We start from the raw sequence: 24,934 nt of genomic DNA, 5'->3' as shown, positions 1-24,934 counted from the left end.
TTACATCAAAAAGGAGGGGCAAGCATGGTCAAAGGGAAAAAGAAATGGCTGCTCGGATCCACCGCGCTCTTCTGCGCGTTAACGGTGGCGATGGCAGGCTGCTCAAGCGGCAGCGGCGGCACGAAGACGGCGGAGCCGGGAACGGATACGACGACGACCACGACCACCGGCAATACGGGTTCTTCAGGCGAAGGAACCGCCAAGACGAAAACGACGATATCGATCACTTACCGGGACGACGGAATCGGGGAGAAGGGCACGTTCTACAAATGGCTGAAAGAGCTGTCCGAATCGTATCCGAACAAGGATGTGGAAATCAAGCCGACGCCGATCCAGGCATCCGAGGGGGATTATTTTGCCAAGGTCGCTCTGGCGCTGAAGTCCAAGGATACCGCTCCGGATATCGTTACGGAGGATACATTTATCCTCAATTCCGATGCCAGCGCCGGTTACCTGGAACCGCTGGATGATAAGGTCAAGGCTTGGGAGGACTGGACGAACGGCTCCTTTATCGAGGCGATGAAAAAAGGGGTTACGGCCAGCGACGGCAAGGTGTACGGAGTACCGTACAACACCGATTCGCGGGGACTGTGGTACAACAAAGAGATTTTCAAACAAGCGGGACTTCCCGAGGACTGGCAGCCGAAAACGTGGGACGACGTGCTGAACGCGGCCCGGACGATCAAAGAGAAAACGAAGGATGTCGTGCCGATCTGGATGAACATGGGCAAGGCGACAGGGGAAGCCACCTCGATGCAAACGTACGAAATGCTGCTGTACGGCACCGGGGAGCGTCTCTATGACAACGATACCAGCAAATGGATCATCAAAAGCCAAGGCATCATCGACGCGTTGACTTTCATCCAGACGGTCAACAAGGAGAAGCTCGGACCTCCGCTGTCCAAAGTGCTGAACGGCCAGGCGGGCAACACCGCGTCCCGCGAATATTTGCCGAAAGGCAAGCTGGCGATTTCGCTCGACGGATCGTGGATTACCGGCAACTACTTTGATACCGGAGCTGCGCCTTGGCCGGAGTATAAAGACGTGCTGGGCTTTGCCCCGATGCCGACCAGCAAAGGCCAGGATCCGGGTTCCATCACGCTCGCCGGCGGCTGGGCGCTGTCGATCCCGAGCAACGCGCAGCATAAGGACGAAGCATGGGACTTCATTAAGTACGCTTTGAACAAGGACAACACGAAAAAGCTGGTCATCGCTTCCGGCAACATTACCGTTCGTGCGGACGTCGCCAAGGATCCCGAATATACGGCTCAGCCGTTTAACGGTATCGCTACCGAATACCTGCAGCACGCCGAATTCAGACCGGCGCAGGACAAATATCCGGAAGTGTCCACGCAGATCCAGACGATGGTTGAGAGCGTCGCCACCGGAACCTCTCCTGCGGATGCTGCGAAGAAATACGCGCAGGACGTAACCCGGATTGTCGGTGAGGACCATATCGTAGAGAAGTAACGTATCAAAGCTTGCTCATGCTGCAGCTTCCGGCGGGAAGAGCGCGTGGGCAAGCGGTTTTATTTTCAGCTTAGGGGAAGGAGACGTAACCTGGATGAGCAGTTTGACCGTATCTTCGGTGTACAAAAAAGGAAAGTCGTATACATGGCTCTACTTCCTGCTTCCTTCAATCGCGATCATGCTCGTGTTTTTCATTTATCCGATCCTGTTAACGTTTTTCTATTCATTCACCAACCTGGCGTTGACGGGGGAAGCGGCCAAGGAACTGAAATTCGTCGGCTTCGACAACTATGCCCGCATGTTCCATGACCCCACGGTCCGGGTGAGCATTTGGAACACGCTGATCTTCCTGATCGGCTCGGCTGTCATCGGCCAGCAGGTGCTCGGATTTATCATCGCGCTCTTGATGAAGCACAAAAACCGGCTGTTTCGCCGGGTCATCGGCACGATCGTATTGGCTGGATGGGTCACGCCGGAAATCGTCTGCGCGCTGTGTTTATACAGCTTCTTCGGCGATGAAGGGACGCTGAATGCCATTCTCTCCTTCGTCGGGATCTCCGATGTGACCTGGCTTTATACCGTACCGATGCTGACCATCATTTTAGCGAACATTTGGCACGGCACCGCCTTTTCGATGCTGGTATTCCAGGCTGCACTCGACGACGTGCCGACGGAGATCGAAGAAGCGGCCGTCGTCGACGGCGCCTCCCGGCTGCAAATTTTGTTCCGGATCACCATCCCTTACATAAAGGACACCATTCTGACCAATATGATGCTCGTTACGCTGCAGACGCTGGGCGTTTTTGGCCTGATCTATGCGATGACGGGCGGTGGACCGGGAACGTCGACAACGACGCTGCCGATTTTTATGTACAACCAGGCCTTCGTCAATTACCAGCTCGGGTACGGCACGGCCATATCGCTGCTGCTCCTCCTGCTGGGCATCGTGCTGAGCTTGTTCTACATCCGCTCGATGAAAGAGCAATAAATAAGGAGACTTCGTATGAACGCGAAACAACGCAATCTCATCTACCGTATTTTGCCGTATTTGATCCTTACCGTCATCGGGATCTGCTTTTTGCTTCCGCTGCTGTGGGTGCTGGTCGCGTCCGTCGATTCCAATGCGCTGCAGTCGCTCAAAATGCCAACTCGTTTCACCGGTGCGAACTATGGCGCCGTAATTACGAATGGCGAGAACCAGCGCGCCTTCCTGATCGGTCTCTTCATGTCGCTCGGCCAAGCCGTCATCGTTGTCATTCTCGGTCTGCTGGCCGCCTATCCGCTGTCCCGGTATCAAATGAAGTATAAGAAACCGTTTATGCTGACCATTCTGTTCATGACTTCGCTGCCGATTACGGCGGTCATGGTTCCCGTGTATCAGCTGTTTCTCAGCCTGAAGCTGTACAACAACATCTTTGGCGTCATTCTGTTCTATGTCGCTTCCTCGATGCCGTACGGCATCTGGATGCTGAAAAATTTCATGGATTCCGTGCCGAACGATATGGAGGAGGCCGCATGGGTCGACGGCGCCTCGGTGTTCACCGGCATTCGCAAGGTAGTAGCCCCGCTTATGATCCCCGGGATCTGCACCGTAGCCATCTTTACGTTCTCTGGAAGCTGGGGCAATTTCTTCGTCCCTTACATCCTGCTGCAATCCCCGGAAAACTTTCCGGCGTCGCTCAAGCTGTATCAGTTTTTCGGCCAATACGGCATGGCGGATTATGGCAAGCTGGCGGCATTCTCGGTCCTTTATGCGCTTCCGTCGGTCGTGCTGTATATTTTGTCGCAACAGTTTATGTCCAAAGGATTTGGGCTGCAGGGAGGTACAAAAGGGTAAACGGTGCGTTTTGTATTTAGTTGGGCTGGGTCGAGTCTACTTGCCGGGTCTATGTCACAAGACGTGAAAAAGCAGGCAGCGGAACGGGAACGTTCCTTTGCCTGCTTTTTTTGGTAAAGGGGGGTGTTTCCGGCGTGATAGCTTCTTCATAGCTTCTTCGTTAGATAGATTTCCAGTGGACGGGCAACTGGCTGCTTACAACGTTTTGGCCAGCTCGTTCAGCTTATTCATCGTATTCCAGTTTCGCGACGTAGCCGGAGCGTCAGCCTTGGACAAATTCGCGGCAAGCTTGGAGTCCCGGATACTTTGCCGAAGCATCAGGTATACGACATCGCCGTCGGTGTGGAAGTCATCTCCGCCTTTGTCTAAGGCCGCCAGCTTGTCCAGCGCTTCTTGGCTGGGCTGGGTGGTGCGAATAGAAACATGGATGCTTTCACCTTCGCCCAAAGCAGAGGCGTCATATGGACATCCCGCAATGATCTTCTGCATTTCCTCCGCAGATTTCAGGGCGACCGATACCGGCTTGCCGATCGCCTTTTCTAAAAACTGCTCCATTTTGGACTTCAGTCCAAGCGGCTCTTCATCGCTTTTAAATAAGACGTTCCCGCTTTGAATATACGTTTTAACATCGTGGAAGCCCATGTCCTCGAACATTTTCTTGAGCTCGGTCATTTTTACCAGATTATGTCCGCCAACGTTAATGCCCCGCAGCAGTGCGATATATACTGTCATCCATCGGCCGCCCCCGTTTCGTTTTTTATCCAGTATACCATACATTTACTGGAATTCCGCTTAGGGATTCACGTGTGATCGCTCAGTCGTTCCAGCCTTTCCTCTGCTCTGTGAACGGACAGTGGGAGCTTGAGTTCATGCCCTAAATGGAGAGCTTTTTCATAATAGGTACGGGCGGCATCAACCCTTTGTTGGACGAGTTCAATATCGCCGAGGGTGAGGCAGGAGGAGGACACCGTTCTTAGATATCCCATCTCCTCTCCCAAGCGGATGGCGGTTTCAGCATGCTGCCGAGCCGTTTCGATCTGGCCGCGTTTGAGGTAAATGTCGCTCAGCAGCAAATGATCCAGCGGCAGATGGGGCTTGAACCCTGCTGTTTCTCGCATGAATAAAGCGTGCTGTGCAAACCTTAACGCTTCGTCCAGGTCTCCGGATTGAAACGCATGGAAAGCAAAGTGGCGTGCAGGCTCGCTCTGCTCTAAAGGAAAATGGTGCTCCTCAGCGATTCGGGCTGCCTGGGCGTAATAATTCAGGGCCATCTCTTTCTTTTGCCAGCGTTCATACACGGTACCGATTTGAAAATACGATTCGCTTATACCGCGGTTGTCCTGAAGCTCGACCCTCAGCTGTAATGCCTGCTCATGGTAATTCAGAGCCTCCCTATATTGCCCTGTGGTGTTCTCGATCGTTGAGCTCGCATTCAGTTCAACAAAATAGTGGGCCGTACCAAGGGAACTTAGCGCATCGGCCAGGCCTTTTCGGTCATTGGATTGCTCAGCGAGCAGCTTGGCTTCGTTCAATATGGAAAACATAGCTTCCGGATCGACGTTGGTGTAGACATATTCATTGGCTTGTATTTTGCCAAGCTGCAGCAAAATCGGAAGACGCAGGTCCTGCGCCTCAAGAATGCCGGTTATCGGGAGAAGCTGATTTAGGATGTGCAGCGCCTCCTTGGACCGACCATTCCAAAAGTATGCCGTGGTGATTTCAACAAGTTCTGTTATCGCGTTGTTGAATCTGCCGCCAAGATCACGTTGTGCTTCATACTTTGTGTCCGCTGCATATTCTTCCACCATTAAATTTCCCCTTTCATAGTTGAACGTAGATATTCACAAGAACATAAGGCGATATCCCTTTCTTCGCAGAAGTCAATTGAGATATGATTATTTTAGGTCGGTGCAAGGCAGTGAACCATATACAAATTGCAGCCAGTGTTCAGTTTTGAACAGTAAGGGAGAATTGTTCAGCAGTAGGTCATTGATCATGAACGATATCCAACTATGGGAGTGATAGATATGGCATCCACAGATAAAAACGGTGATCGCAGAATCGAGCGCACACGTCAGCTGCTTCGGGAAGGTTTCGTCGAGATGATTCGGGAAAAGGGCTTTTCCGCCATGAGCGTGCAGGACATCGCGGAAAGGGCGAATGTGAGCCGGGGGACGTTTTACATCCATTACACGGATAAATATATGCTCCTGGAACATGTCATCCGGGACAACTTCGGCAAGCTGCTGATGAATGCCGTTTCGCCGAATTCTCCGTGGAACCGCGAAACAGCACGAAAGATCGTGATTGCCGTTCTTCAGTGCTTTGAGGGTAAATATAGCCACCGGCAGCCATCCAGCAGGGTACCGGTTTCAATTTTGGAGGAGACCATCCATGAAGAATTAACCCGTTATATCTCAGGGTTGATGAGGAATGATCCTGGATATCCGCTTGTTGATCCATTGCAGCTTAAGGCACGGGCAAGGGCCGTTAGTTGGGCTATTTTTGGTCCGGCCATTCAGTGGGCGCGAGAGCCGCGGACTATGTCCGATGAACAGATGGCAGAGGTTATTTTGTCCGTGGTGGAAGTGGGGAGGAGGTAGCCTTGAAAAGGCGGCTTGAGGAGTTAATAGCCATATCAAAGGAGTCGATGACGCTTGAATTGGCCAACGAAATGATCTCCTTTATGCTGGAGAACATCGGTGCGACTGATCCCCGGCTTCGAGAGGAGCTCATATACAGAACACTAGCCCGATGGATACATAACGATTTTTTTAACGAAGACCAACGGGAGCATATGCTTACTAAAGCTATTGATGATAACCATTTATTTTATCAAATTGGTGAAGTGTGCACAGATTCGGTGTTTAAACGTTCATTTTCGGCACTTGCTGCTGCAGCCGTATTACAGAAAGATCAGATTGATGTCCGACTTGACCAAGATACCGTAAGCAGGCTCCTTGAACGGGTCTGCCAGTATCTCGAAATGGAGCAGGATACGAGAGGATATGTGGAAGGGAAGGGTTGGGCTCACGCGATAGCACATGGGGCGGATTTATTGGCAGCGGCCGTAAGACATCCGCTTAGTCCTGTTGATGAAGCAGGTTGGCGAGTCTTAAATGTTGTGGGTCAAACCCTGTTCAAAGGCTACGTTTACTCAGATGACGAGGACGAAAGATTGATCCAAGTTTTAACAGCTCTACTTTATCGAAAAGATAGCGTAGAAGTGAATCTCGGCCTGTGGCTGCAAGGGATCGCTCATGATCTAGTTCGGATTCATGCTGATGAGGGAGCCACGTTATACTTTTTTCGCTCAAGAACGAATGTCATGAACTTTTTCAAGACTTTGTATTTTTATCCGGCTGGTGAGGAGTACCGCAAAAATCTTGAAGGCCATATATTGATGCTTCAAAATATGATTTAAAAGCAAAAGTGCACTTAATCAGCCCAACCGAGCTGAAATTCGGCAGAATGGCTGAGTTCAGTGCACTTTTGCATTAGAGACCGCGCTTAAATACCTACATGTAGCTTATTACAGCGATCATTTCTTCACATCTGTCCGGACCTCATCAGGGAGCTTTAGAGTAAGAGTTCCGGACTGCTCCCGAATCTCTCCGTCTTGCGTCTGCTTATATGCCAGTTTGTTCAGCTTTCCATCCGGATCCAGACGTCCCGCCGTGTACGTATTGATGTTCACAATGCTCCCTTCGCGGTAATAAAAATAGGTCGTATCCTTCCAGGGTAACGGTCCGGTTGCGTCCGTAAATTTCTGCTGTGCAAACAGCTCCTCCACAGGTCTCACGCCCGGCGAGATGTGCGCCTGCCAGGTGACGATCTGCATTCCACCTTTTAACTCGATCCTAGACACCAGGTTGTCGGAGATGACGTAATACCGGGTGCCCACCCCTTGAGGGAAGAGAAGGATGGTGCTGAACCCTTCGGAAGTATGCTCGCTGCTCAAGGCTTCATGCTCATAATGCAGGCGACTGTTCATATCGAGCATCATCCGGCGGGCGTCGGCCAGGTCACCTGAATTCAGCACAGCCAGCTGCATCGGATTCAGCGGAGACTGAAACGATACCGTCGTGCCCTTCACCTCCAGACGGTACCCCAGCCATTCGCTCCACAATCGCAGCGGTACATACATTTGATTGTGAATTTTCTGCATAGGCACATCCAGCTTGATTTTCGTCGACCCATCTCCCTGTTTCACCACAGCTGCGTTTTTACCAAGCGGAATCACTACCTTCTCCGACCATTTGCGGACGGTGGCTGTTTGGGTTTTGGCATCCCAGGATACCGACGCATGGATGGAATTGGCTAAGGTACGCAAGGGGACCAGCACCCGTCCGTCTTTCAGCACAGGTGCTGCATTCGGAACTTCTACATTTTCCATATATACCTTGTCCGGAACAGCCCCATAGACAGACGAGCCTGACATGAGCAAGCATGCCGCAGTGATCACCCCAATGATCTTTTTCATACAAAGTTCACTCCTTTTTATCTAAGACGTCTGAATAGGGGAAGAGGTTACCCGGATTAAAAATGTTGATGTCATGACTTGCGCTGGAGACGGCTCCAGCGATTAGAATGCTTGAGAGAGGGGCTTGCTCCCCCTCAATCTATCCATCGAAAAGGAGAATGACCATGAAAATAGGTGTGATCGGAACGGGACACATGGGTGGAACGCTCGGAAAAAAATGGGCCGCAGAGGGGCATGAGGTAATGTTCGGCACTCGGGATCCGCATCATGAGCGAATTCAAGCTCTGCTTCAGGAGGCCGGCCCTCAGGCACAGGCGGGAACCGTTCGGGAAGCAGCTGCTTTTGGCGAAGTCATCCTGCTGGCCGTGATGGCGGACGATGTGGAAAGGGTGCTGGCGGAAGCCGGGGCTCTGGCCGGCAAAGTTTTGATCAACTGCACCATCCGTTTTGACGGGCAGTCGGCCGATTTGGAGGTGCGTAGACTGGCGCAGGAGGCTAGGGTTGTCCGGGCATTCCATACCCTTACTTGGGAAGTGCTTGCCCAGCCCCGATACGAGGAGGGCAATGCCACCGTTTATATCAGCGGGGAGGATGCCGAAGCAAAGGATACGGTTGCCTGGTTGTCCCGCGACATCGGGTTGGATCCGGTGGATGTCGGCGATTCCGAAAACATGGAACGGATAGATGCCGGGATCGGCATGCTGTGGCAGGCACTGTCGCCCTTGTTCGGACGCGATTTCGGCTTTCGTCTGCTCCGGCGGGAATCGATGGATGCTTAAATCCGGGAGCGGGTCCATCATTACTCATCCGTGAACGGTATATCAGGCAGTATTCCAGTTTTAAGCTACGACAAAAAGCCAATAAACCGTTTGGATGCAGCCGAAAGAGGAACGTTTTTGAGCGTCGCAATCCCGATGTGCCGAAGTGGAATCGGAGGTGTCAAAGGGATCTCCACCAGCTTGCCCGAGGCTAACTCTTCGGTGATGAATTGGCGCGTAATGAAGGTGAGCCCAAATCCGCTCTGGGCAAACTGGACTAAGAGATCGAGGCTGCCAAGCTCGAATTCAGGATGAAGGGTCGTGCCATGCGCCCCGGCGTAGCTGTCAAGAAATCGGCGCGTACTTCCACCCGGTTCCAGAAGCAGCAGCGGATACTGGTGAAGCTCCGCCAAAGGCAGCGGCTGCCGTGCCAATTCCGCATACTTCGGATGCCCGACAAGGCAGTCCTGCTGGGGAGCGCTTGGCCGAAAATCGATTTTGGGATCCTCCGCAGGCAGGTTTACGATCCCGAAGTCGATTTTTCCTTCTTTTAACAATGTGATCGTCTCCGGCGTCGTCCGGTTCGTGACATGCACCCGGATGTCCGGATACTGCTGGTGGAACTGTTCGAGGCATGGCAGCAGGTAGTGTTTGCACAAGGTGTCGCTCGCTCCGATATGGATTTCCCCAAGCAGCAGATTTTGCATCTCGGCCATCTTTTTCTCCCCGATGTCCAGCATCTGCATGGCCTGTTCCACATAGCTGTACAACACTTCGCCTTCTGCGGTTAATGTGACTCCTTTTGCTGACCGGAAAAATAAAGCCCCGCCAAGAGCACCTTCCAATTGCTTTAACGTATGGCTGACCGCAGGCTGGGTAATATGCAGCTGCTCTGCCGCCTTTGTCAAACTGCCAAGCTTGGCCGTCCAGTAAAAAACACGGTACCATTCCATTTGAATATTCATTGTCATTACCTCAATTTATATCAATCATTATTAATATCAATTTTACTTATGTAACTAATCCAAATTATAATGATCGCTGTAAAGGAAAACAAGAGGAGGCCAAACCATTGACCGTAACAGCGATTGTTGGAGCCAACTGGGGCGATGAAGGAAAGGGCAAGATGACGGACGTGCTGGCAGCCAAATCATCTTACGTGGTGAGATATCAGGGCGGAAGCAATGCCGGGCACACGATTATTAACGAATACGGGAAGTTCGGCCTGCATATGCTGCCTTCCGGCGTATTTTATCCGCATGTGACGAACGTGATTGGAACGGGAACGGCGCTGGACGTAAACGTGTTGGTGAGCGAACGGGAAGCTTTGCTGTCAAGAGGCGTCCCCGAACCGAAACTGGCCATATCGGATCGGGCGCAAGTCGTCCTGCCGATTCACCGGCTGCTGGATGAGCTGGAAGAGGAACGGTTGGGGGCACGCAGCTTTGGATCGACGAAGCAGGGGATTGCTCCGTTTTACGCCGATAAATACGCTAAGCTCGGTGTGCAGGTGGCCGATTTGTACGATGAAGAAAGACTTCGGCGCCGGCTGCAACAGATGCTGGAAGCCAAAAATGTTCTGCTGACACATCTTTATGGCCATCAGCCTCTAACTCCGGAGGATCTCATGCCTGAATTACTGGAACAGGGCGAGAAGATTCGTCCGTTCGTGTGCGATACGGCCCAAATGCTGAATGAGGCCTACCGCAAAGGGGAAGGCATTTTGCTGGAAGGGCAGCTCGGAGCGCTGCGGGACCCGGATCACGGCATTTACCCGTTCTCCACGTCCTCCTCAACGTTAGCGGGATTCGCACCGGTTGGTGCCGGCCTTCCGCCGTATGCCATATCCCAAGTGGTGGCGGTGGTCAAAGCTTATTCGAGCTGCGTCGGTGCCGGCCCGTTCGTGACCGAGCTGGCAGGCGAAGAAGCGGAGGAGCTGCGCCGGCGCGGAGGCGATGCGGGCGAATACGGCGTATTAACCGGACGTCCGAGACGCGTGGGCTGGTTCGATGCGGTAGCAACCCGCTACGGCTGCATGATCCAGGGAGCCACCGAGATCGCGTTAACGAATCTGGACGTACTCGGGTACCTGGACCAAATCCCTGTATGCATCGGGTATCAGCTTGCAGACGGGACGGTAACCGACCAGTTTCCAGTGAGTGCTAAGCTGGATGAGGCCAAGCCGGTTCTGCAGCATCACAAGGGCTGGAAATGTGACATTACCGGCATTCGTTCCTTTGAAGAGCTGCCTGAGGCGGCGAAGCGGTATATTGAGATCATCGAAGTGACCGCAAGGGTGAAAGTAAAATACGTATCCGTAGGGCCTAAACGGGATCAGCTGATCACACGTAATCTATAGAGCTTGATCGATCCTCCGATGGAGCTGCTTCAGCCCGAACTCTTTGGGCGGCCTGGAAGCGGCTGCTTCATAAGAAAGATGATAAAGAAAATAATCACGCGAGAACCTGACCGAAACTCCGGCAGTGTTTTCCGAGTAACCAAACGTCAGAACGGTTCCCTCCGCGAAGGGGGCCGTTTTTTTTGCTGTGCAAGCGGCGGGCACATGAATAATTTCCCTCCAATGGCAAACAATACGGGGTAAAGGGAGGCTGATGCTTCATGTGTCAACGTTTTTCCATGGCCGCCGAGCTGCCGGAGGTTCAGGAGCATTTTCAAATCGAACGGGTGATGTATTACTATAAAAACCGCTACAACATCAGTCCGACGCAGCATATGCCGGTGGTGCTCCAGCAGGACGGGGCGCGGATTCTGGATGAATTCCGCTGGGGCTTTATCCCTTATTGGGGAAAAGACGCAATCAATGCGGATCTCAGGAATGTGCACCAGAACCCCAGCTACCGGAAAATGGTGGACAAGCAGCGCTGCGTGATCCCCTGCAACGGATTTTACTACTGGAAGAGAGAAGGCAAGAAGTCTTATCCTGTCCGTGTAGTGATGAAAAACCGCGGCATGTTCGGCGTGGCCGGATTGTATGAAATATGGCGGGATACCCGTGGAGAGCCGCTGCGCACCTGCACGTTGGTCATGACGGATGCCAATCCGCTGATCGGTGAATTCGACGCCCGGATGCCGGCGATTCTATCTCCCGGGGACATGGAGCGCTGGCTGGATGAAAGTACGATGGATCTGGATGCGCTGGATCCGATTCTGCGTACCCATTCGGCGGAAGAAATGCATGCATATGCGGTCACGCCGCTTATCGACAATGACACGCACGACACGGAGGAATGTATTCAGGAAATGAACCTGGAGCGGGCCTGGGTGAAACGATAAGTTTATCACTGCTTACGAAAAAGCCTTGCGGCTGAGCAGCGGGAGGGGATCTATCGCCTTTTCGAGCTGAATCAGCCCTAAGGCTTTTTGAGTTTGCGGCCAATAGCCGGCAAATTGACAACCCGATATGCTTCTCCTATAATTTCGACTAGTATCTATATAGAATGAACTGAAGAAATGAATGTTATAGGCATATTTGGCCGTTATCATAGGATGTTCAATTGCGAATACTTTAGTTCAATCTATCTAAGCCAACGAAAAGGTGGACGTATCATGTCTCCGCGCACCAAAGAACAAAATGAGGAAATCCGCAGGCAGCGGCAGCAGGAAATATTGCAGGCAGCCATGCGCGTGTATGTTGAGAAGGGGTATGCGGCTTCGGAAGTCAGCGACATTGCGGATCGGGCCGGGCTCGCCCACGGACTTGTATTCTATTATTTTAAAAATAAGAAAAACCTGTTCAGAGCGCTGTATGAGCACATGATGGAGGAATCCCGGCGCTACACCGATGCATTTTTTGCACAGAATCTTCCCGTGTTGGAGCTGCTCGAAACCTATGCGCGAATCGTTTGCGAACGGGTTCTGGAAAATCCGGTGATGTCCCGTTTTTACATGCGGATCAGTCACGATATCCATTTCCTCTATACGCCGGATGAGATTTCACCGTTTGATTGGGTGAAGGGATTTATGCTCCCGATGACCCGCACAATTGACAGAGGCATCGCGGAAGGCGAGATCAGGAAGGGTGACGCACACTTGATGGCGATGCAGTTTTGGGGTTCGGTGAGCCAGGGGATGGCTTATTTGGATCAATCCAAGCAGGAGATGGAAGCCCAAGGGATGCCTGATGCCGAGGTCAAAATAAAGCTGACCGGGATGCTCCATCAAATCGTGGATTCATCGGTTTCCTTGATCAAAGGAGGCTGATGTTTTTTTTGATTTTAATATTGACTTATAAATCAGTCAAAAATAAAATGAAGGCAAGGAGAGTGATATTTTGAAATTAGTGGAAATGAAGAAGCAGGCATTTGATGCGTTAACCGATGCGGAGCTTGTTCTGGCTTGTACTGAACCAGCAGTCAGTGCGTTGCAGGGAAAAGAGGGTGCCGATAAGGCAAGTGTGATTCGATCGCTTCATCCGGATCAGCAGCAGGTGTTCATGATCAGGCTGCTGTACCCAGCATGCCATTCGGAACCGGACTTCCAAGCCTGGATCCGGTATTTGCTTGATACACCTGGATACTGGCAGGGCGTTCAAGGCGGATTGCATTTTTTGGGCGAAACCGAACTCATTCGGATGCTGGACAAAGCCAAGGAAGCGATCGAAGGACATGTCCCCCTTTCGCGCACGAATGCCGCGATCCCTCATTCAGAAATCTCTCCTTTATATGAACAATTCCAATCTGCATTCGACGACACCATGCAGCGGATTAGCCGATACATTCGGAGTCATCCGGGTTCATTCGTACAATTCGTTTCCTCGAATGCCCAATCGGCCCAACCATGGAATGGAGGCGGATGCTGAGATGGCAACGATTTATAAAGAAATTTGGATCGAAGCATCTCCGGAACTCGTGTGGGACGTCGTCCGTGACGCCGGCGCCGTGCATAAGCGGTTCGTGCCGGATTACACGGCTGAGACGTATTTTGACGGAGTGAATCGGTTGATCCATTTCAGCAACGGCAATATTGTGAAAGAACTGATCGTCACCCGGGATGATGAGCGGAGAAGAATGGCTTATGCGGTGGTGGAAACGAAAATGCCGCTGCAGCATCATCATGCTTCGTTTCAGGTGTTTGAGGACAGCGGGGGCCGGTGCCGCCTCGTGTGGATTACGGATTTTTTGCCCGATCAGTTGGCAGCAGAAATCCAGATCCGGGTCGACCGGGGGGCAGAGGTTATGAAGCGTACTATTGAAACCGAAGCCCGGAACAACGTGTAACTAACAGGCAGGTCCATTCGTGATATCAGCGGATGGGCCTGCCTTTTTGATACAAACAATCCCAGCGGGTCCGAATATTAAAAAAGCCGGCTGGGAAAGTTAACCGGTAACGGCCAAAGTTCATTTTCCTTGGTCCAGGCACATTGTCGCCAGATATATAACATGGAGGTAAGAGAGAGCGATGCCCAAGGATTTTATCGAAGCACTGAAAAGAAGACGTTCCATCTATACCATCAGCAAACAGAACGTGACCACCGATGAGCGTATTCAGGAAATCGTGGAGGACGCAGTCAAGCATGCGCCTTCCTCGTTCAATTCCCAAACCTCCCGCGCGGTCGTTCTGCTCGGGTCCAACCATGACCGCTTATGGGATATTACGGAGGATATTTTGCGCGAGGTCGTCAACAATCCGGAGGCGTTTAAATCGACTGAGCAAAAGATCGGTTCGTTCCGCAGCGGCTACGGCACCGTTTTATTCTATGAAGACATGGACGTCGTTCGCAAATTTCAGGACCAATTCGCCGCCTACAGCGAAAACTTCCCGATATGGTCCAATCAAACCTCGGGGATGGTGCAGCTGATCGTTTGGACGGCGCTTGAGCTTGAAGGCTTCGGCGCTTCGCTTCAGCATTACAACCCGCTGATCGACGAGCGTGTCCGGGGTGAATGGAACCTTCCCGAATCCTGGAAGCTGATCGCCCAAATGCCTTTCGGCAAACCGACGGCGCCGGCAGGGGACAAGGAGTTCCAGCCGATTGCGGAGCGCGTAAAAGTGGTTCGCTGATCCATTGCGCTCATACTAGTCAACAATGCCCGGTGTCCTTCATGAGGATGCCGGGTATTTTTGTGTACCATTGCATACCAGTCGTATCCGACTGGCGTGAGCACCTCTTTATGTTATAATATTTATTTTAGAAGATGACTTGAGTGTAAGGGTCCTCAGCGAAGGAGGAATGAGAATGAAACGGTGGAAACAATGGACGGGCATGGGTCTCCTGTTCTGTTTATTGCTCTCTGCCTGCACAACAGAGAAGGAAGAACCCGCGTCTGTACCTGTCCCGAATCCCGAGCCTGCAGAGCTGGGGCAAACGCTGACCGTGGTGCCGACAGAATCAGCCAAGGCCGCTGCGGAAGATCCATCCCAATACCAAATACAGACCCGCTTGACGGACTTCCAGCTCCTAAGCGGGACGACGGGCATCGCGTGGGGACTGACGAGAAATGAACTGCGGATGTACCTTACGGAAGACAACGGAAAAACGTGGGTCAACATTTCGCCGGCTTCCAATGTACAATTTCCCGACAATTTAAAATATGGAAGAGACCTGTATTTCAAGGACCGGATGAACGGCTGGGTAGTCCGCAACGCTTCCGGCACGTCGGAGACGATCGTGCTGCATACGTCGGACGGAGGCGGTTCCTGGAAAGTAGCCTCCATCCCGGACAAGAACAAGGTGACCTCGATCTTTTTCGATTCCGATCATGTCGGCTGGATTATGCTGACTGCGGAATCATCGACAGGCAAACAGGATAAAACGCTGTATAAAACCGAAGACGGCGGAGCCAAATGGAAAATGGTGATGCATAATTATATCAGCAGCAATCAGACGTCGACGCAGGGTGCTATTCCGCCGCTCGGCTATGCGATGGGCATGACCTTTACCAGCCCGGCAAAAGGCTTTGCGATGATTCAGGAGCTTGGGGTGCCGAAGCTGTACCGTACACAGGATGGGGGCGGCGAGTGGAGTGAAGGACCGGCGTTTTTTAACCGGGACAAGCTGGCGTCCTGCAGCGGATTTATTCCGTCAAGCCCGGAATTTTTCGATACGTCCAATACGGAAGGCTGGATTCCCGTCGGCTGCCAGGTTGGCGATTCAGCTAAATACAACGGCTTTTTCACGAAAGACCAAGGCCAGACCTGGACTTTTGCCCCTTTTAACCTCGGATGGAATAAGGGGGTAAACCAGTCGCTTCGTCCTTCATTTATTAATTCTACACAAGGCTGGGCTCTGGTCGGCAATCTAATGTACCACACCGAAGACCAAGGGAAGACGTGGATGCCGCTGCCCGCAAGCCGCGTGCTGACCAGTATATTAAAGGAATATCCCGAAGTCGGTAAGCTGCAGTTCAGCTCCCAGCGCGTCGGCTGGATGCTCGTTATGAAAAATGACGAAATGCGATCGCGGCTCCTTCAGACGATTGATGGGGGAATTACATGGAAAGTGCTCTGATCCCGTAAGATTGGCATCAAGTTCTTCAAATGGACGCATATACTGTTAATGACCATGCTATGCGTGTCACTGTGAAGCTTGAAGCTGGTGGATGGAAGGGGGAAGAGCATGGGAGATACGTCTTTCTGGATGTTCGATTTCTTCGGAAAGGTCATGCCGATCTTTTTTGTCGTTGTTATCGGAATTATTGTACTGTCTGCCGGAAAAGGTATTCTGCAGTGGGGGCGCAACAACAAGCAGCCCGTGCTCACCGTGGATTCCCGGATTGTCAGCAAACGCAGTCAGGTCAGCCATCATCAGCATCAAGATACCAATGACCATCTATCCAGCTATACGAAAACGACCTATTACCTTACTTTCGAAGTGGAGAGCGGCGACCGGATGGAATTTACGGTTAGCGGCGAACAGTACGGTTTATGCGCCGAGGGCGACGCCGGCCGACTTACCTTCCAGGGAACGAGATACCTGGGATTTCAGCGCTACATGCGCGTATCCGGAGAAGAAGGCACCCCCGGCGCTTTTCGGAGCATGAACCCATAGTTTCGGAACACGAATCCAAAGCATTGAATGGATGCGTCTTCGGCAGATCGCTCTGCCGTAGGCGCTTTTTTTCTGATTTGAGCAGGCGGCGTGCAGCACGTCCGTTTCTTGATTCCCCGGCTGCGTTAAGGTTAAATAGAGACATTGAGATTAGATCTAAAGGAGGAATGGTCATGTCATTCGAAGGAAAAGTCGTCGTGGTGACCGGGGCGGCGCAGGGAATCGGAGAAGGGGTTGCACGGGCTTTTGCCCGGCATGGCGCGCTGGTCGTCCTGGGTGATCAACATGAGGAGAAAGGTGCGGCGGCTGCTGCCTCCATCCGCCAGGATGGGGGACAAGCTGTGTTCTGCCCGTGCGACGTGCGAAACGAAGCGGATATCAAGCGGCTGATGCAGACGGCGCTGGACGAATACGGGAGACTTGACGTCGTGATCAACAATGCCGGCGTGTCACGCTGGAAGTCGCCGTACGATCTGACGGTGGACGAATGGGATGACGTGCTGAACACGAATGTCCGCAGCTGTTTTCTGGCGACCAGGGAAGCGGCCCGGATTATGAAGGAGAAGGGGAATCATGGATCTGTTGTGAACATGGCCTCGACCCGTTCACTCATGTCGGAGCCGAATTCCGAGGCGTATGCCGCCTCCAAAGGAGCGATCGTGGCCTTGACCCATGCGATGGCCGTCTCCCTTGGGCCGGACGGGGTCCGTGTCAACTGCATCAGCCCGGGCTGGATCGAAACGGGAGACTACTCCGCCCTGCGGGAGGAGGACCACAGTCAGCATCCGGCGGGAAGAGTAGGTAAACCGGATGATATCGCCCGGGCTTGTCTATATTTGGCAGATCCGGACAATTCATTTGTAACCGGGACCCACCTCGTAGTCGATGGGGGCATGACCCGCAAAATGATATATGAACCGTAACTTTTCGACTAATCAAAAGGTACTAATCCTTTCCAATTTTTCTCTATAGCCTTGTAAAAGGAAAAAAATACCTGGAGAATTTAGTTCCTTCTATGCAGTCGGGAAACCTGCTGCCCGAGGTGAGCCCAGCCTAATAAGGACTTGGGCTCATCTCTTTTTTCGACATCAATGCTATAATTACTCCGTTCTGCTAGAGATCTATAGGAATGGAGGGAAATTATGATTGTCAAAAGTTCTCGAATCCTGCTGACCGCGCTGATGTGCCTTTCGGCTTGGCTGCTGATGGGGTTTTCTTCCCCGTCCGGACCGGTCAAAGCCACATGGGTATGGCAGACGGAGCTGATCGAGGATGGCGGGAAGAACCTGCTTGACTTTGCCCAAAACCAAGGAATCAACTTGATTTACTTACAGATTAATCGGGACATGCCGGCAAGCGAATATGAAGCTTTCATAAAAAATGCTCATGCTGACAACATTGCCGTGCATGCGCTCGGTGGTGACCCGGGTTGGGCACAGACCAAGCACCGAGACCGGCTTGTGGGCCTGGTGGATTGGGTAAACGATTACAACAACGCTGAAGCGTCTGACGCCCAGTTCGACGGTATCCATCTGGACATCGAACCTTATGTTCTTCCGGAATGGGGCACCGACGCGGAAGGCGTCATCGGGACATGGATCAATAATATACAAGCCTTCCTGGATGCAGCGCACGCATCCGGCTCCAAGCTGGACCTCGGGATCGATCTCCCGTTCTGGTTTGACGGGTATACCGTCCCGGACCAGGGCGACGAGAAGCTGACCGAATGGTTTATGAAGTCGTTTGACCATGTGACGGTTCTGGCTTACCGCAATACGGTCGATTCGGAGCACGGCATCGTGGAACTGGCCAGGGACGAGATGGAATCCGCCCAGCGGCTCGGCACCAAAGTCCTCGTGGCCGTCAACACGAAGCAAATGCCCGGTGAGGAATATACGTCCTTCTACGGAAGCGGGAAGAGCGAAATGGATCAATCGCTTGAATCGCTGTCGGGCGCGCTGGAATCCTATACCTCGTATGGTGGCATCGCGATTCACGACTTCCGCAACTGGGAGAACATGCCGGACGGTGGAGAGCCGGGAGGCACCAATCCGGATCCCGCACCTAATCCAGATCCGGAGCCTGAGACACCTTCGGACGGCCAAGTGCCGGACCCGGATCCGGTTGACAGGGATAAGCAGGTGCGCGGCACGTACGTATGGGAAGCCAATCAGGTTATGGAGCACGGCCAGGAAATTATCGAATTTGCCAAGGAGAAGAAGCTGAACTGGCTGTTCGTCCGCCTGGACCTTCAGCAGCCGGTCGAAGCGTATCGTTCGTTTGTGAAGGAAGCCTCGGCCGCTGGCATCGAAGTCCACGCCATGGGTGGTCACCCGATTTGGGCACTGACGGAGAGCCGGCCGAAGATGATGAAACTGGTGAATTATGTGAAGAAATATAACCAAGAGGTGGCAGGGGACGAGCGTTTCCATGGTATCCATCTGGATATCGAGCCGTACGTGCTGCCGGAATGGAGAAAGGATCCGGGTCATCTCCTTGAGGAATGGACAGGGAATTTGAGCGCTTTTGTCCAGGAAATCAAAAAGGATTCGAATCTGCAGGCCAGCATGGATTTGGCCGTTTGGCTGGACAAATACAAGGTCCCCGGCACGGAAGAATCCATCAGCAAGTGGATGATCGACAAGATGGATTTTGTATCCCTGATGGCATTCCGCGATACGGCGGGAGGAACGAACGGGATCGCAGCCGTCTCCAAGGAAGAGATTGCCTTTGCCAATGAGCTTGGCAAGCCAATTCTCATCTCTGTCGAAATGAAGGACAGCGGGGAAGGGAACCATATTACTTTTGCCGAGGAAGGATCCGCCTACATGGAGGAAGAACTCGCGAAGCTGCCTAGGCTGCTGGCCGACTCGCCGTCCTATACCGGAAACGTTGTTCACGCTTACGACTACTGGAGAACCGCGAAGCCTTAACCTGTTTCCCTAGGCATTCACACAGATCTGCCGCCATGCATAACATAGGATGTAAACATTTTCGGACGACAAAGGAGTGTTGACCCGTATGGCGGATCAAGTGAAGCATTATTTTGCGAGGGGAAATACGGCGGACGGTTTATATACGCTGTTTGATTCGGTGCTGAGCGGCTTGGATACGGTCTTCGTACTGCAGGGCCGGGCAGGGACGGCGGTCTCGGCATTTCTCTCGGAGCTTGCGGAAGCATGGAGCCAAAAGGGCTGGAGCCTTCATTATATTCATCATCCGTTGAACCGAGACTGGCTGGAAGGCCTCATCCTGAAGGATATCGGCATCGGGGTTGTCGACGGCAACGCCTGGAGCGCCGATCCGGTTCTCGAAGGAACCGAAATCCGCATGATCGATCTGGAGGATGCGATATCCACGGAGCTGCTGAACGAGCATGCCGGCGAAATGGAAGAAGCCGAGCGGCAAACGAGCGCGCTCTACAGCGAAGCCTACGATACGTTCCAAAAAACGCTGCGGATCCATGATGAATGGGAGGCCTTCTATATCCAGAATCTGGACCGGGCTGTCATGGACCGGCTTGCCGAAGAGTGGGCGGAAGAACATCTCGTTCCGATCCAGCCCAGACGCGCCCATGCCGTTCACCGCTTCCTTGGCGCGGCTACCTGTGAAGGGGCTGTCGATTATGTTCTGAATTTAACGGACGGCCTGGAGAAGCGCGTCTTTGTCAAAGGCCGTCCGGGTTCCGGCAAATCGACGCTGTTTAAACGCCTTGCCAAAGCGGCGGAGGAGCGAGGGGTCGACACGGAAATCTATCACTGCGGCTTTGATCCGAACAGCCTGGACATGATTATTTTCCCGCAGCAGAGCCTGGCGATCTTTGACAGCACGGCGCCCCATGAGCATTTTCCGAGCCGTGAGGGCGATGAAATTCTCGATGTTTACGAACTGGCGATTACGGCGGGAACCGACGAACGGTATGAGGATCAGATCGCCGAAATTCGCGGCCGCTACTCCCGCTCGATGAAGGAAGCGATCGCCCTGCTGGCCACAATCAGAGAAGTTCAGGAGCCCGTTCTGCGAATTTATGACCAGGCAGTCGACCGGGAGGCCATCCGCCGTTTGGCTGAAGGAATCTCGGCTGAAGTGGATGCCTTGACGAACTCGTCGGTCGTTGGCGATTAATTACGGTTACCCGCGTCTTTGCATCATAGGAAAGCCCCGGTTTCCAAATCATTGGGAACGGGGCTTTTTGGTGCATGGCTATCCCTCAGCGGCTCTACTTGACTTGCCTATGTCTGCTGTCTATGATGATACAAGCTCCGCAATCCATGAGAAGAGGGAGGAAATGAACCGAATGGACACGCGCTCCTTTGTTTATGTCACCTATATTGCTGCGACGCCCGAGAACCTTTGGCAAGCATTGACCGATGGCGACCTGACCGAGAAATACTTCTTCGGAACACGGGTGGAATCCGAGTGGACAGTCGGATCAGCCGTGAACTATCTGCGAGGCGGCGAGGTAACCGATTATGGTGAGGTGCTGGCGTCTGATGCGCCCAGACAGCTGTCTTTTACTTGGACCTATAAAGGGGACAACACGCCCCGGAACAGCACGGGCGTCGTCACCTTCGAGCTGCAGCCCATGGGTCCGGTTGTGAAGCTGATTCTCCGGCACGAGAACTTGCTGGACAGCGACTTTGTTGATGAAGAACGGACCTTTGAAGGGTATAACAACGGCTGGCCGGCGATTCTCAGCAATCTCAAAACCTTTTTGGAAACAGGTGAGACGATGCCGCCGATTTCTCTATAACGGCTTGCGGACAATAACTCCTTCAAAAGACAAAACGAAAGCCGGAATTCTCGAAAAGAGAACTTCCGGCTTTTCCTGTTTGTTTCTGCTATAAGCGCTGTCTTCGCCAACATAAGAGGGTCATGCTAAGGGTTCAAGCTATTAGTTGACCTTAATGGCCAACCGTTTTGTTATATTCCTCGATCTTGCTCGTAATTTCCTTGGCGGCATCATCCAATGCCTGCTTGGACGTTTTCTTGTTGTTAAGCACTTCCTCGATCGCCGTTTCCGTCAGCTGGCGCGCTTCGGGGAACACACCCATCACCGCGCCCTGGGTAGCGAGGCTTGGTTCGGTTTGGTGCAGCTGATCTACGGCCGTCTGGAACTGCGGGTACTGCTTCATATTGTCTTTCACGTTCTGTTCGTCATAAGCTTTGGTCGTGATCGGGAAGTAGCCGGTATTGATATGCCATTCCGCTTGAGATTTCGGCTCGGCCAGAAATTTAATGAACTCCCAGGCTGCTTTTTGTTCGGCTTCCGGCCGATTGTTCAAGATCCAGTTGCTCGCCCCGCCGACAATGACTCCGCCTTTCGTTGCGGCGTCCGGCTTCGGCAGGAAGGCGGTGCCGACTTCAAACTTGTCCCCAGCAGCCTTAACGATACTGCGCAGCGAAGCTGTGGAATCGAGCGTCATGGCGATTTGGCCGGCGGCAAATGCCTTGGACGTATCATCCGTCTTGCGACCGAGGTTCAAGAGCGACTTGTCGTCCACCATTTGCTTCCACCAATCGAGCGTCTTGACGGCCGCGTCACTGTTCAGCTGCGAGGCGGTGGCCATACTCGTTCTGCCGTTGCCGTTGTTCAGGAGCTCTGCGCCCTGATTGGCCAGCAGCTGCTCCATAAACCAGCCGTAGATCGCGAAGGAACCGCCGGCTTGTCCCTGCTTGGTGAGCTTCTTCGCCGCTTCCGCCACTTCGGCGTACGTGGCCGGCGGCTTCTCAGGGTCCAGTCCGGCTGCTTTGAACGCGTCTTTGTTGTAGTACAAAATCGGGTTGGACGTGTTAAACGGCATGGAGTACAGCTTGTCGTCAAATTTGTAATAGTTCAAAATGTTCGGTTCGAGGCTGGAAATGTCAAATTGGTCCGCATCAATGAACTGCTGTACGGGTGTAATCGCCTTGGTGTCGATCATGAAGCGGCTTCCGATCTCGTACACCTGAATCAGGGAAGGACCGCTGTCCGAGCCGAGCGAAGCTTTGAGCTTGTTCAGGCTCTCGTCGTACGTCCCCTGGTATTCCGCCTGAACGACGATATCTTTATGAGAAGCGTTAAATTCATCCACCAGCTGCTGTGCCGCTTTTCCCACATCCCCGCTCATGGAATGCCACCAGACCACCTTTACAGGGCTGCTGTCGCCGGAAGCGGAAGCCGCGGCATTTGCCTTATCTTCCCCGGAAGCTTGGCCGCCGCTGGATGTTCCGCATGCCGCCGTAAGCAGCATCATGCAGGACAGCAGCATCATGGCGAGTGATTTCTTGCCGAATGGTTTCATCTTCAACAATCTCTCCCTTTTTGAAATCGTTAATTGATATCGGAAATTATAAGCCGGCCGGAACGCCAACCGGCTTATAACAACGATCCGGTTCATTGAGTGCAAATGGACTGAATGTGCGTCGATAGACTTTTTCCTCATGCCACTACTAGCCTTTGAGCGCACCTGCCGTAATACCCCGCACTAACGGCTTCAGACCGATGATCAGGAGCAGGAGGGACGGCAGCAGAAGCACCACGATGCCGGCCATGACGACGTTCCAGGCGGTGACTTCCTCAAACTGCAGCATGCCGATGCCGATCTGTACGGTCCGCATGCTTTCCTTGTTTGTAATGAGCAGGGGCCACAAATAATTGCTCCAATTCGTCAGAAAGGAATAGACGGCAAGGGTCGCCAGGGCCGGCGCCGACAAAGGCAGCACCAACCGGGAAAAGATGCGGAGATGGCCGCAGCCGTCCATTTTTGCCGCCTCGAACAGTTCTTTCGGCAGCTGCAAAAAGTACTGTCTGAGCAGGAACGTGCCGAACGCCGAAGCGATAAAGGGAACGATCAAGCCTTGATACGTATCGACCCAATGCCAGCTGCGGACGGTCAAATAATTGGGAATCATCGTGACTTCCCATGGAATCATCATCGTCGACAGAAACAGGGAGAACAGCAGCGCCTTGCCGGGAAAGCGCAAGAACGCGAAGGCATACGCCGCCAGGCTGGCCGTAATTAGCTGGCCGAGCATGATGGCCGTGGCGACGACGAAGCTGTTGCCGATGAACCGGGCCACCGGAATGGTCTCGAACACCTGAACGAAGTTGGCGAAATGCAGTCCCGACGGAAGCAGCCTGGGCGGGTACGCCGCTGACTCAGCGCTGCTCATGAAAGCTGACGACAGCGTGTACAGCAGCGGAAACAAAACCGCCAGAGACGCCAGGATCAGGAGAAGGTACAGCAGCGGCTGCTGGATTCTGCTAAGGGTCATTGGTAATGCACCTTCTTTTCGCCGAATTTAAACTGCAGGATCGTCAGCGCCGTGATCAAGACGAACAGGATCAGCGCCTGCGCACTGCCGCTGCCGAATCGATAGTTGATGAATGCATCCTGATAAATGTTGTACACGAGCACGTCGGTGCTGTTCATGGGGCCGCCTTTGGTCAAAATGTTGATTTGGGCAAAGGATTGGAACGCGCTGATGATCGACACGACCCCAACGAAGAAAAGGGATGGGGAGATCAGCGGCATCGAGATCCGGAAGAACGTTCGAACCGATCCGGAGCCGTCGATCTTGGCGCTTTCGTACAGGTCGTCCGGAACGCCCTGCAGGCCGCTCAGCAGCACGATGTAGTTAAAGCCGAGGTTCAGCCAGACGGTCATCATCGCGATCGAAGGCAGGGCCCACTTCGGATCGGTCAGCCATTGGATCGCCGGGATACCGAGAAAGCTGAGCCCGTAATTCAGAATGCTGAGGGTCGGGTGGTACAGAATCATCCAGATGACAGAGCCTGTTCCGACCGAGACGGCCATCGGCAGAGAAAAGATGAAACGGAAGATCTTCATGCCTCTAAGCTTCTGGTGGGACAAGGCGGCAAGCAGCAGGGCGGCCGCCGCACCGGTCGGCACGGTGAACAGGATGTATTTTACGGTGACCCACAGGCTGTTATAGAACTGGTCCGAGCTCAACACGGCCTTGAAATTGTCGATTCCGACGAATTCGGCAATCCGGCCCTGCGGATCCGTCAAAAACAAGCTCAGGTAGACGGATTTACCAAGGGGGTAAAACAGGAAGATGCCGAAAACGATCAGAGAAGGAGCCAGGAAGCCATAGGCCAGCAGCCGTTCTTTCCAGCGGGAAACGCGCAGCGATTTCAGCGGGATGGCCCCGGCACGGGCGCGGGATCGGGGAGGATTGGGTAGCGTCATGTCTTTTTCCATCAGCCTGCTTCGACCTCACTTTATAAGGATGTGGACTTTCCTTACCCAGTATAGAGAGGCGTTGTTAACGGGAAATCAGACGAATGTAAAGCTTTCCTGCGGAACGGACAACTTTGTCAAATGCTTGTAAATGAGCTGCAAGAAAGGACAAGAAGCGCAATTTTTCTGGTC

25 protein-coding genes are annotated in these 24,934 nt (G+C 52.9%); 18 read left to right on the top strand and 7 right to left on the bottom strand.

All coding sequences use genetic code 11. The features are described 5' to 3' along the window. Window positions 1-24 precede the first annotated feature (24 nt). The 3 genes from MKY74_RS23895 (at window position 25) to MKY74_RS23885 (ending at window position 3,307) form a co-directional block, all read left to right on the top strand. A complete protein-coding gene (locus MKY74_RS23895) occupies window positions 25-1,470 on the top strand; it encodes an ABC transporter substrate-binding protein (protein ID WP_076171545.1) in 1,446 nt (481 codons plus the stop codon). A gap of 94 nt (window positions 1,471-1,564) precedes the next feature. Continuing rightward, entirely contained in the window at window positions 1,565-2,458 is an 894-nt protein-coding gene (locus tag MKY74_RS23890; protein ID WP_076171547.1) for a carbohydrate ABC transporter permease, read from the top strand. A 15-nt stretch (window positions 2,459-2,473) separates the two neighbouring features. Then, the gene (locus MKY74_RS23885; protein ID WP_076171549.1) at window positions 2,474-3,307 is read left to right on the top strand and encodes a carbohydrate ABC transporter permease; all 834 of its coding nucleotides are present in this window, start codon (window positions 2,474-2,476) and stop codon (window positions 3,305-3,307) included. Between the two features lie 195 nt (window positions 3,308-3,502). Here MKY74_RS23885 and MKY74_RS23880 read toward each other — a convergent pair whose 3' ends face one another. Together MKY74_RS23880 and MKY74_RS23875 are read right to left on the bottom strand one after the other, a co-directional pair. Next, window positions 3,503-4,039 carry a DUF1697 domain-containing protein gene (locus MKY74_RS23880; protein ID WP_076171551.1) on the bottom strand — a complete coding sequence of 179 codons (537 nt, stop codon included), beginning with the start codon at window positions 4,037-4,039 and terminating at the stop codon, window positions 3,503-3,505. Window positions 4,040-4,107: 68 nt separating this feature from the next. Beyond that, window positions 4,108-5,115: a tetratricopeptide repeat protein gene (locus tag MKY74_RS23875; protein WP_076171554.1), complete on the bottom strand. Its 1,008-nt coding sequence runs from the start codon at window positions 5,113-5,115 to the stop codon at window positions 4,108-4,110. A 219-nt stretch (window positions 5,116-5,334) separates the two neighbouring features. On the opposite strand from MKY74_RS23875, the gene MKY74_RS23870 reads away from it, so the two are divergent. Together MKY74_RS23870 and MKY74_RS23865 are read left to right on the top strand one after the other, a co-directional pair. Beyond that, window positions 5,335-5,910: a TetR/AcrR family transcriptional regulator gene (locus MKY74_RS23870; protein ID WP_076171557.1), complete on the top strand. Its 576-nt coding sequence runs from the start codon at window positions 5,335-5,337 to the stop codon at window positions 5,908-5,910. Between the two features lie 2 nt (window positions 5,911-5,912). Beyond that, window positions 5,913-6,731, top strand: coding sequence for a DUF2785 domain-containing protein (locus MKY74_RS23865; RefSeq protein ID WP_076171559.1), 819 nt, complete (start codon window positions 5,913-5,915; stop codon window positions 6,729-6,731). A 117-nt stretch (window positions 6,732-6,848) separates the two neighbouring features. Here MKY74_RS23865 and MKY74_RS23860 read toward each other — a convergent pair whose 3' ends face one another. After that, window positions 6,849-7,790 carry a copper amine oxidase N-terminal domain-containing protein gene (locus tag MKY74_RS23860; protein ID WP_076171562.1) on the bottom strand — a complete coding sequence of 314 codons (942 nt, stop codon included), beginning with the start codon at window positions 7,788-7,790 and terminating at the stop codon, window positions 6,849-6,851. A 164-nt stretch (window positions 7,791-7,954) separates the two neighbouring features. On the opposite strand from MKY74_RS23860, the gene MKY74_RS23855 reads away from it, so the two are divergent. Next, the gene (locus tag MKY74_RS23855; protein WP_076171564.1) at window positions 7,955-8,569 is read left to right on the top strand and encodes an NADPH-dependent F420 reductase; all 615 of its coding nucleotides are present in this window, start codon (window positions 7,955-7,957) and stop codon (window positions 8,567-8,569) included. Between the two features lie 65 nt (window positions 8,570-8,634). Here MKY74_RS23855 and MKY74_RS23850 read toward each other — a convergent pair whose 3' ends face one another. Beyond that, window positions 8,635-9,513 (bottom strand): LysR family transcriptional regulator, encoded by an 879-nt coding sequence (locus MKY74_RS23850; RefSeq protein WP_076171566.1) that lies wholly within the window; start codon window positions 9,511-9,513, stop codon window positions 8,635-8,637. Window positions 9,514-9,620: 107 nt separating this feature from the next. Between MKY74_RS23850 and MKY74_RS23845 the strand changes: the two genes are divergently transcribed. The 12 genes from MKY74_RS23845 (at window position 9,621) to MKY74_RS23790 (ending at window position 21,309) form a co-directional block, all read left to right on the top strand. Continuing rightward, window positions 9,621-10,907 (top strand): adenylosuccinate synthase, encoded by a 1,287-nt coding sequence (locus MKY74_RS23845; RefSeq protein ID WP_076171569.1) that lies wholly within the window; start codon window positions 9,621-9,623, stop codon window positions 10,905-10,907. A gap of 260 nt (window positions 10,908-11,167) precedes the next feature. Beyond that, window positions 11,168-11,842: an SOS response-associated peptidase gene (locus MKY74_RS23840; protein WP_076171574.1), complete on the top strand. Its 675-nt coding sequence runs from the start codon at window positions 11,168-11,170 to the stop codon at window positions 11,840-11,842. Between the two features lie 273 nt (window positions 11,843-12,115). Beyond that, complete coding sequence (locus MKY74_RS23835) at window positions 12,116-12,769, top strand: TetR/AcrR family transcriptional regulator (protein WP_084203943.1); 654 nt, start codon at window positions 12,116-12,118, stop codon at window positions 12,767-12,769. Window positions 12,770-12,839: 70 nt separating this feature from the next. Next, window positions 12,840-13,367: a hypothetical protein gene (locus MKY74_RS23830; protein WP_076171577.1), complete on the top strand. Its 528-nt coding sequence runs from the start codon at window positions 12,840-12,842 to the stop codon at window positions 13,365-13,367. A gap of 1 nt (window position 13,368) precedes the next feature. After that, on the top strand, window positions 13,369-13,785 hold the full coding sequence (locus MKY74_RS23825; RefSeq protein ID WP_076171580.1) for an SRPBCC family protein: 417 nt from the start codon (window positions 13,369-13,371) through the stop codon (window positions 13,783-13,785). A gap of 181 nt (window positions 13,786-13,966) precedes the next feature. After that, the gene (locus MKY74_RS23820; protein ID WP_076171583.1) at window positions 13,967-14,569 is read left to right on the top strand and encodes a nitroreductase family protein; all 603 of its coding nucleotides are present in this window, start codon (window positions 13,967-13,969) and stop codon (window positions 14,567-14,569) included. Between the two features lie 175 nt (window positions 14,570-14,744). Next, complete coding sequence (locus MKY74_RS23815) at window positions 14,745-16,016, top strand: WD40/YVTN/BNR-like repeat-containing protein (protein WP_167372883.1); 1,272 nt, start codon at window positions 14,745-14,747, stop codon at window positions 16,014-16,016. Between the two features lie 108 nt (window positions 16,017-16,124). Further along, on the top strand, window positions 16,125-16,556 hold the full coding sequence (locus MKY74_RS23810; protein WP_076171589.1) for a DUF2500 domain-containing protein: 432 nt from the start codon (window positions 16,125-16,127) through the stop codon (window positions 16,554-16,556). Between the two features lie 173 nt (window positions 16,557-16,729). Then, a complete protein-coding gene (locus tag MKY74_RS23805) occupies window positions 16,730-17,479 on the top strand; it encodes an SDR family NAD(P)-dependent oxidoreductase (RefSeq protein ID WP_076171591.1) in 750 nt (249 codons plus the stop codon). Window positions 17,480-17,698: 219 nt separating this feature from the next. Further along, window positions 17,699-19,489, top strand: coding sequence for a hypothetical protein (locus MKY74_RS23800; protein WP_076171594.1), 1,791 nt, complete (start codon window positions 17,699-17,701; stop codon window positions 19,487-19,489). Window positions 19,490-19,577: 88 nt separating this feature from the next. Next, window positions 19,578-20,681 (top strand): hypothetical protein, encoded by a 1,104-nt coding sequence (locus MKY74_RS23795; protein WP_076171596.1) that lies wholly within the window; start codon window positions 19,578-19,580, stop codon window positions 20,679-20,681. 163 nt (window positions 20,682-20,844) lie between these two features. Next, window positions 20,845-21,309 carry an SRPBCC family protein gene (locus MKY74_RS23790; protein ID WP_208629329.1) on the top strand — a complete coding sequence of 155 codons (465 nt, stop codon included), beginning with the start codon at window positions 20,845-20,847 and terminating at the stop codon, window positions 21,307-21,309. 151 nt (window positions 21,310-21,460) lie between these two features. Here MKY74_RS23790 and MKY74_RS23785 read toward each other — a convergent pair whose 3' ends face one another. From MKY74_RS23785 to MKY74_RS23775, 3 genes are all read right to left on the bottom strand, one after another. Then, window positions 21,461-22,840: an ABC transporter substrate-binding protein gene (locus tag MKY74_RS23785; protein WP_076171602.1), complete on the bottom strand. Its 1,380-nt coding sequence runs from the start codon at window positions 22,838-22,840 to the stop codon at window positions 21,461-21,463. A 148-nt stretch (window positions 22,841-22,988) separates the two neighbouring features. Further along, window positions 22,989-23,813 carry a carbohydrate ABC transporter permease gene (locus tag MKY74_RS23780; protein WP_076171605.1) on the bottom strand — a complete coding sequence of 275 codons (825 nt, stop codon included), beginning with the start codon at window positions 23,811-23,813 and terminating at the stop codon, window positions 22,989-22,991. Then, the gene (locus MKY74_RS23775) at window positions 23,810-24,763 is read right to left on the bottom strand and encodes a carbohydrate ABC transporter permease (RefSeq protein ID WP_076171607.1); all 954 of its coding nucleotides are present in this window, start codon (window positions 24,761-24,763) and stop codon (window positions 23,810-23,812) included. Before MKY74_RS23775 ends, MKY74_RS23780 begins: the two co-directional genes overlap by 4 nt. Window positions 24,764-24,934: the final 171 nt, after the last annotated feature.

The organism is Paenibacillus sp. FSL R5-0378 (assembly GCF_038009285.1).
Lineage (GTDB): Bacteria > Bacillota > Bacilli > Paenibacillales > Paenibacillaceae > Paenibacillus_AQ > Paenibacillus_AQ favisporus.
Note: the sequence above shows the minus strand (reverse complement) of the source record. Positions and strands in the feature narration are given on the sequence as shown.

What these genes read in the sequence shown, in the direction of transcription:
- MKY74_RS23775 (WP_076171607.1), bottom strand. Translation starts at nt 24,763, where the DNA reads ATGGAAAAAGACATGACGCTACCCAATCCTCCCCGATCCCGCGCCCGT.
- MKY74_RS23860 (WP_076171562.1), bottom strand. Translation starts at nt 7,790, where the DNA reads ATGAAAAAGATCATTGGGGTGATCACTGCGGCATGCTTGCTCATGTCA.
- MKY74_RS23810 (WP_076171589.1), top strand. Translation starts at nt 16,125, where the DNA reads ATGGGAGATACGTCTTTCTGGATGTTCGATTTCTTCGGAAAGGTCATG.
- MKY74_RS23805 (WP_076171591.1), top strand. Translation starts at nt 16,730, where the DNA reads ATGTCATTCGAAGGAAAAGTCGTCGTGGTGACCGGGGCGGCGCAGGGA.
- MKY74_RS23825 (WP_076171580.1), top strand. Translation starts at nt 13,369, where the DNA reads ATGGCAACGATTTATAAAGAAATTTGGATCGAAGCATCTCCGGAACTC.
- MKY74_RS23885 (WP_076171549.1), top strand. Translation starts at nt 2,474, where the DNA reads ATGAACGCGAAACAACGCAATCTCATCTACCGTATTTTGCCGTATTTG.
- MKY74_RS23790 (WP_208629329.1), top strand. Translation starts at nt 20,845, where the DNA reads ATGAACCGAATGGACACGCGCTCCTTTGTTTATGTCACCTATATTGCT.
- MKY74_RS23820 (WP_076171583.1), top strand. Translation starts at nt 13,967, where the DNA reads ATGCCCAAGGATTTTATCGAAGCACTGAAAAGAAGACGTTCCATCTAT.
- MKY74_RS23840 (WP_076171574.1), top strand. Translation starts at nt 11,168, where the DNA reads ATGTGTCAACGTTTTTCCATGGCCGCCGAGCTGCCGGAGGTTCAGGAG.
- MKY74_RS23800 (WP_076171594.1), top strand. Translation starts at nt 17,699, where the DNA reads ATGATTGTCAAAAGTTCTCGAATCCTGCTGACCGCGCTGATGTGCCTT.
- MKY74_RS23835 (WP_084203943.1), top strand. Translation starts at nt 12,116, where the DNA reads ATGTCTCCGCGCACCAAAGAACAAAATGAGGAAATCCGCAGGCAGCGG.
- MKY74_RS23785 (WP_076171602.1), bottom strand. Translation starts at nt 22,840, where the DNA reads ATGAAACCATTCGGCAAGAAATCACTCGCCATGATGCTGCTGTCCTGC.
- MKY74_RS23895 (WP_076171545.1), top strand. Translation starts at nt 25, where the DNA reads ATGGTCAAAGGGAAAAAGAAATGGCTGCTCGGATCCACCGCGCTCTTC.
- MKY74_RS23855 (WP_076171564.1), top strand. Translation starts at nt 7,955, where the DNA reads ATGAAAATAGGTGTGATCGGAACGGGACACATGGGTGGAACGCTCGGA.
- MKY74_RS23780 (WP_076171605.1), bottom strand. Translation starts at nt 23,813, where the DNA reads ATGACCCTTAGCAGAATCCAGCAGCCGCTGCTGTACCTTCTCCTGATC.
- MKY74_RS23795 (WP_076171596.1), top strand. Translation starts at nt 19,578, where the DNA reads ATGGCGGATCAAGTGAAGCATTATTTTGCGAGGGGAAATACGGCGGAC.
- MKY74_RS23850 (WP_076171566.1), bottom strand. Translation starts at nt 9,513, where the DNA reads ATGAATATTCAAATGGAATGGTACCGTGTTTTTTACTGGACGGCCAAG.
- MKY74_RS23870 (WP_076171557.1), top strand. Translation starts at nt 5,335, where the DNA reads ATGGCATCCACAGATAAAAACGGTGATCGCAGAATCGAGCGCACACGT.
- MKY74_RS23880 (WP_076171551.1), bottom strand. Translation starts at nt 4,039, where the DNA reads ATGACAGTATATATCGCACTGCTGCGGGGCATTAACGTTGGCGGACAT.
- MKY74_RS23875 (WP_076171554.1), bottom strand. Translation starts at nt 5,115, where the DNA reads ATGGTGGAAGAATATGCAGCGGACACAAAGTATGAAGCACAACGTGAT.
- MKY74_RS23815 (WP_167372883.1), top strand. Translation starts at nt 14,745, where the DNA reads ATGAAACGGTGGAAACAATGGACGGGCATGGGTCTCCTGTTCTGTTTA.
- MKY74_RS23890 (WP_076171547.1), top strand. Translation starts at nt 1,565, where the DNA reads ATGAGCAGTTTGACCGTATCTTCGGTGTACAAAAAAGGAAAGTCGTAT.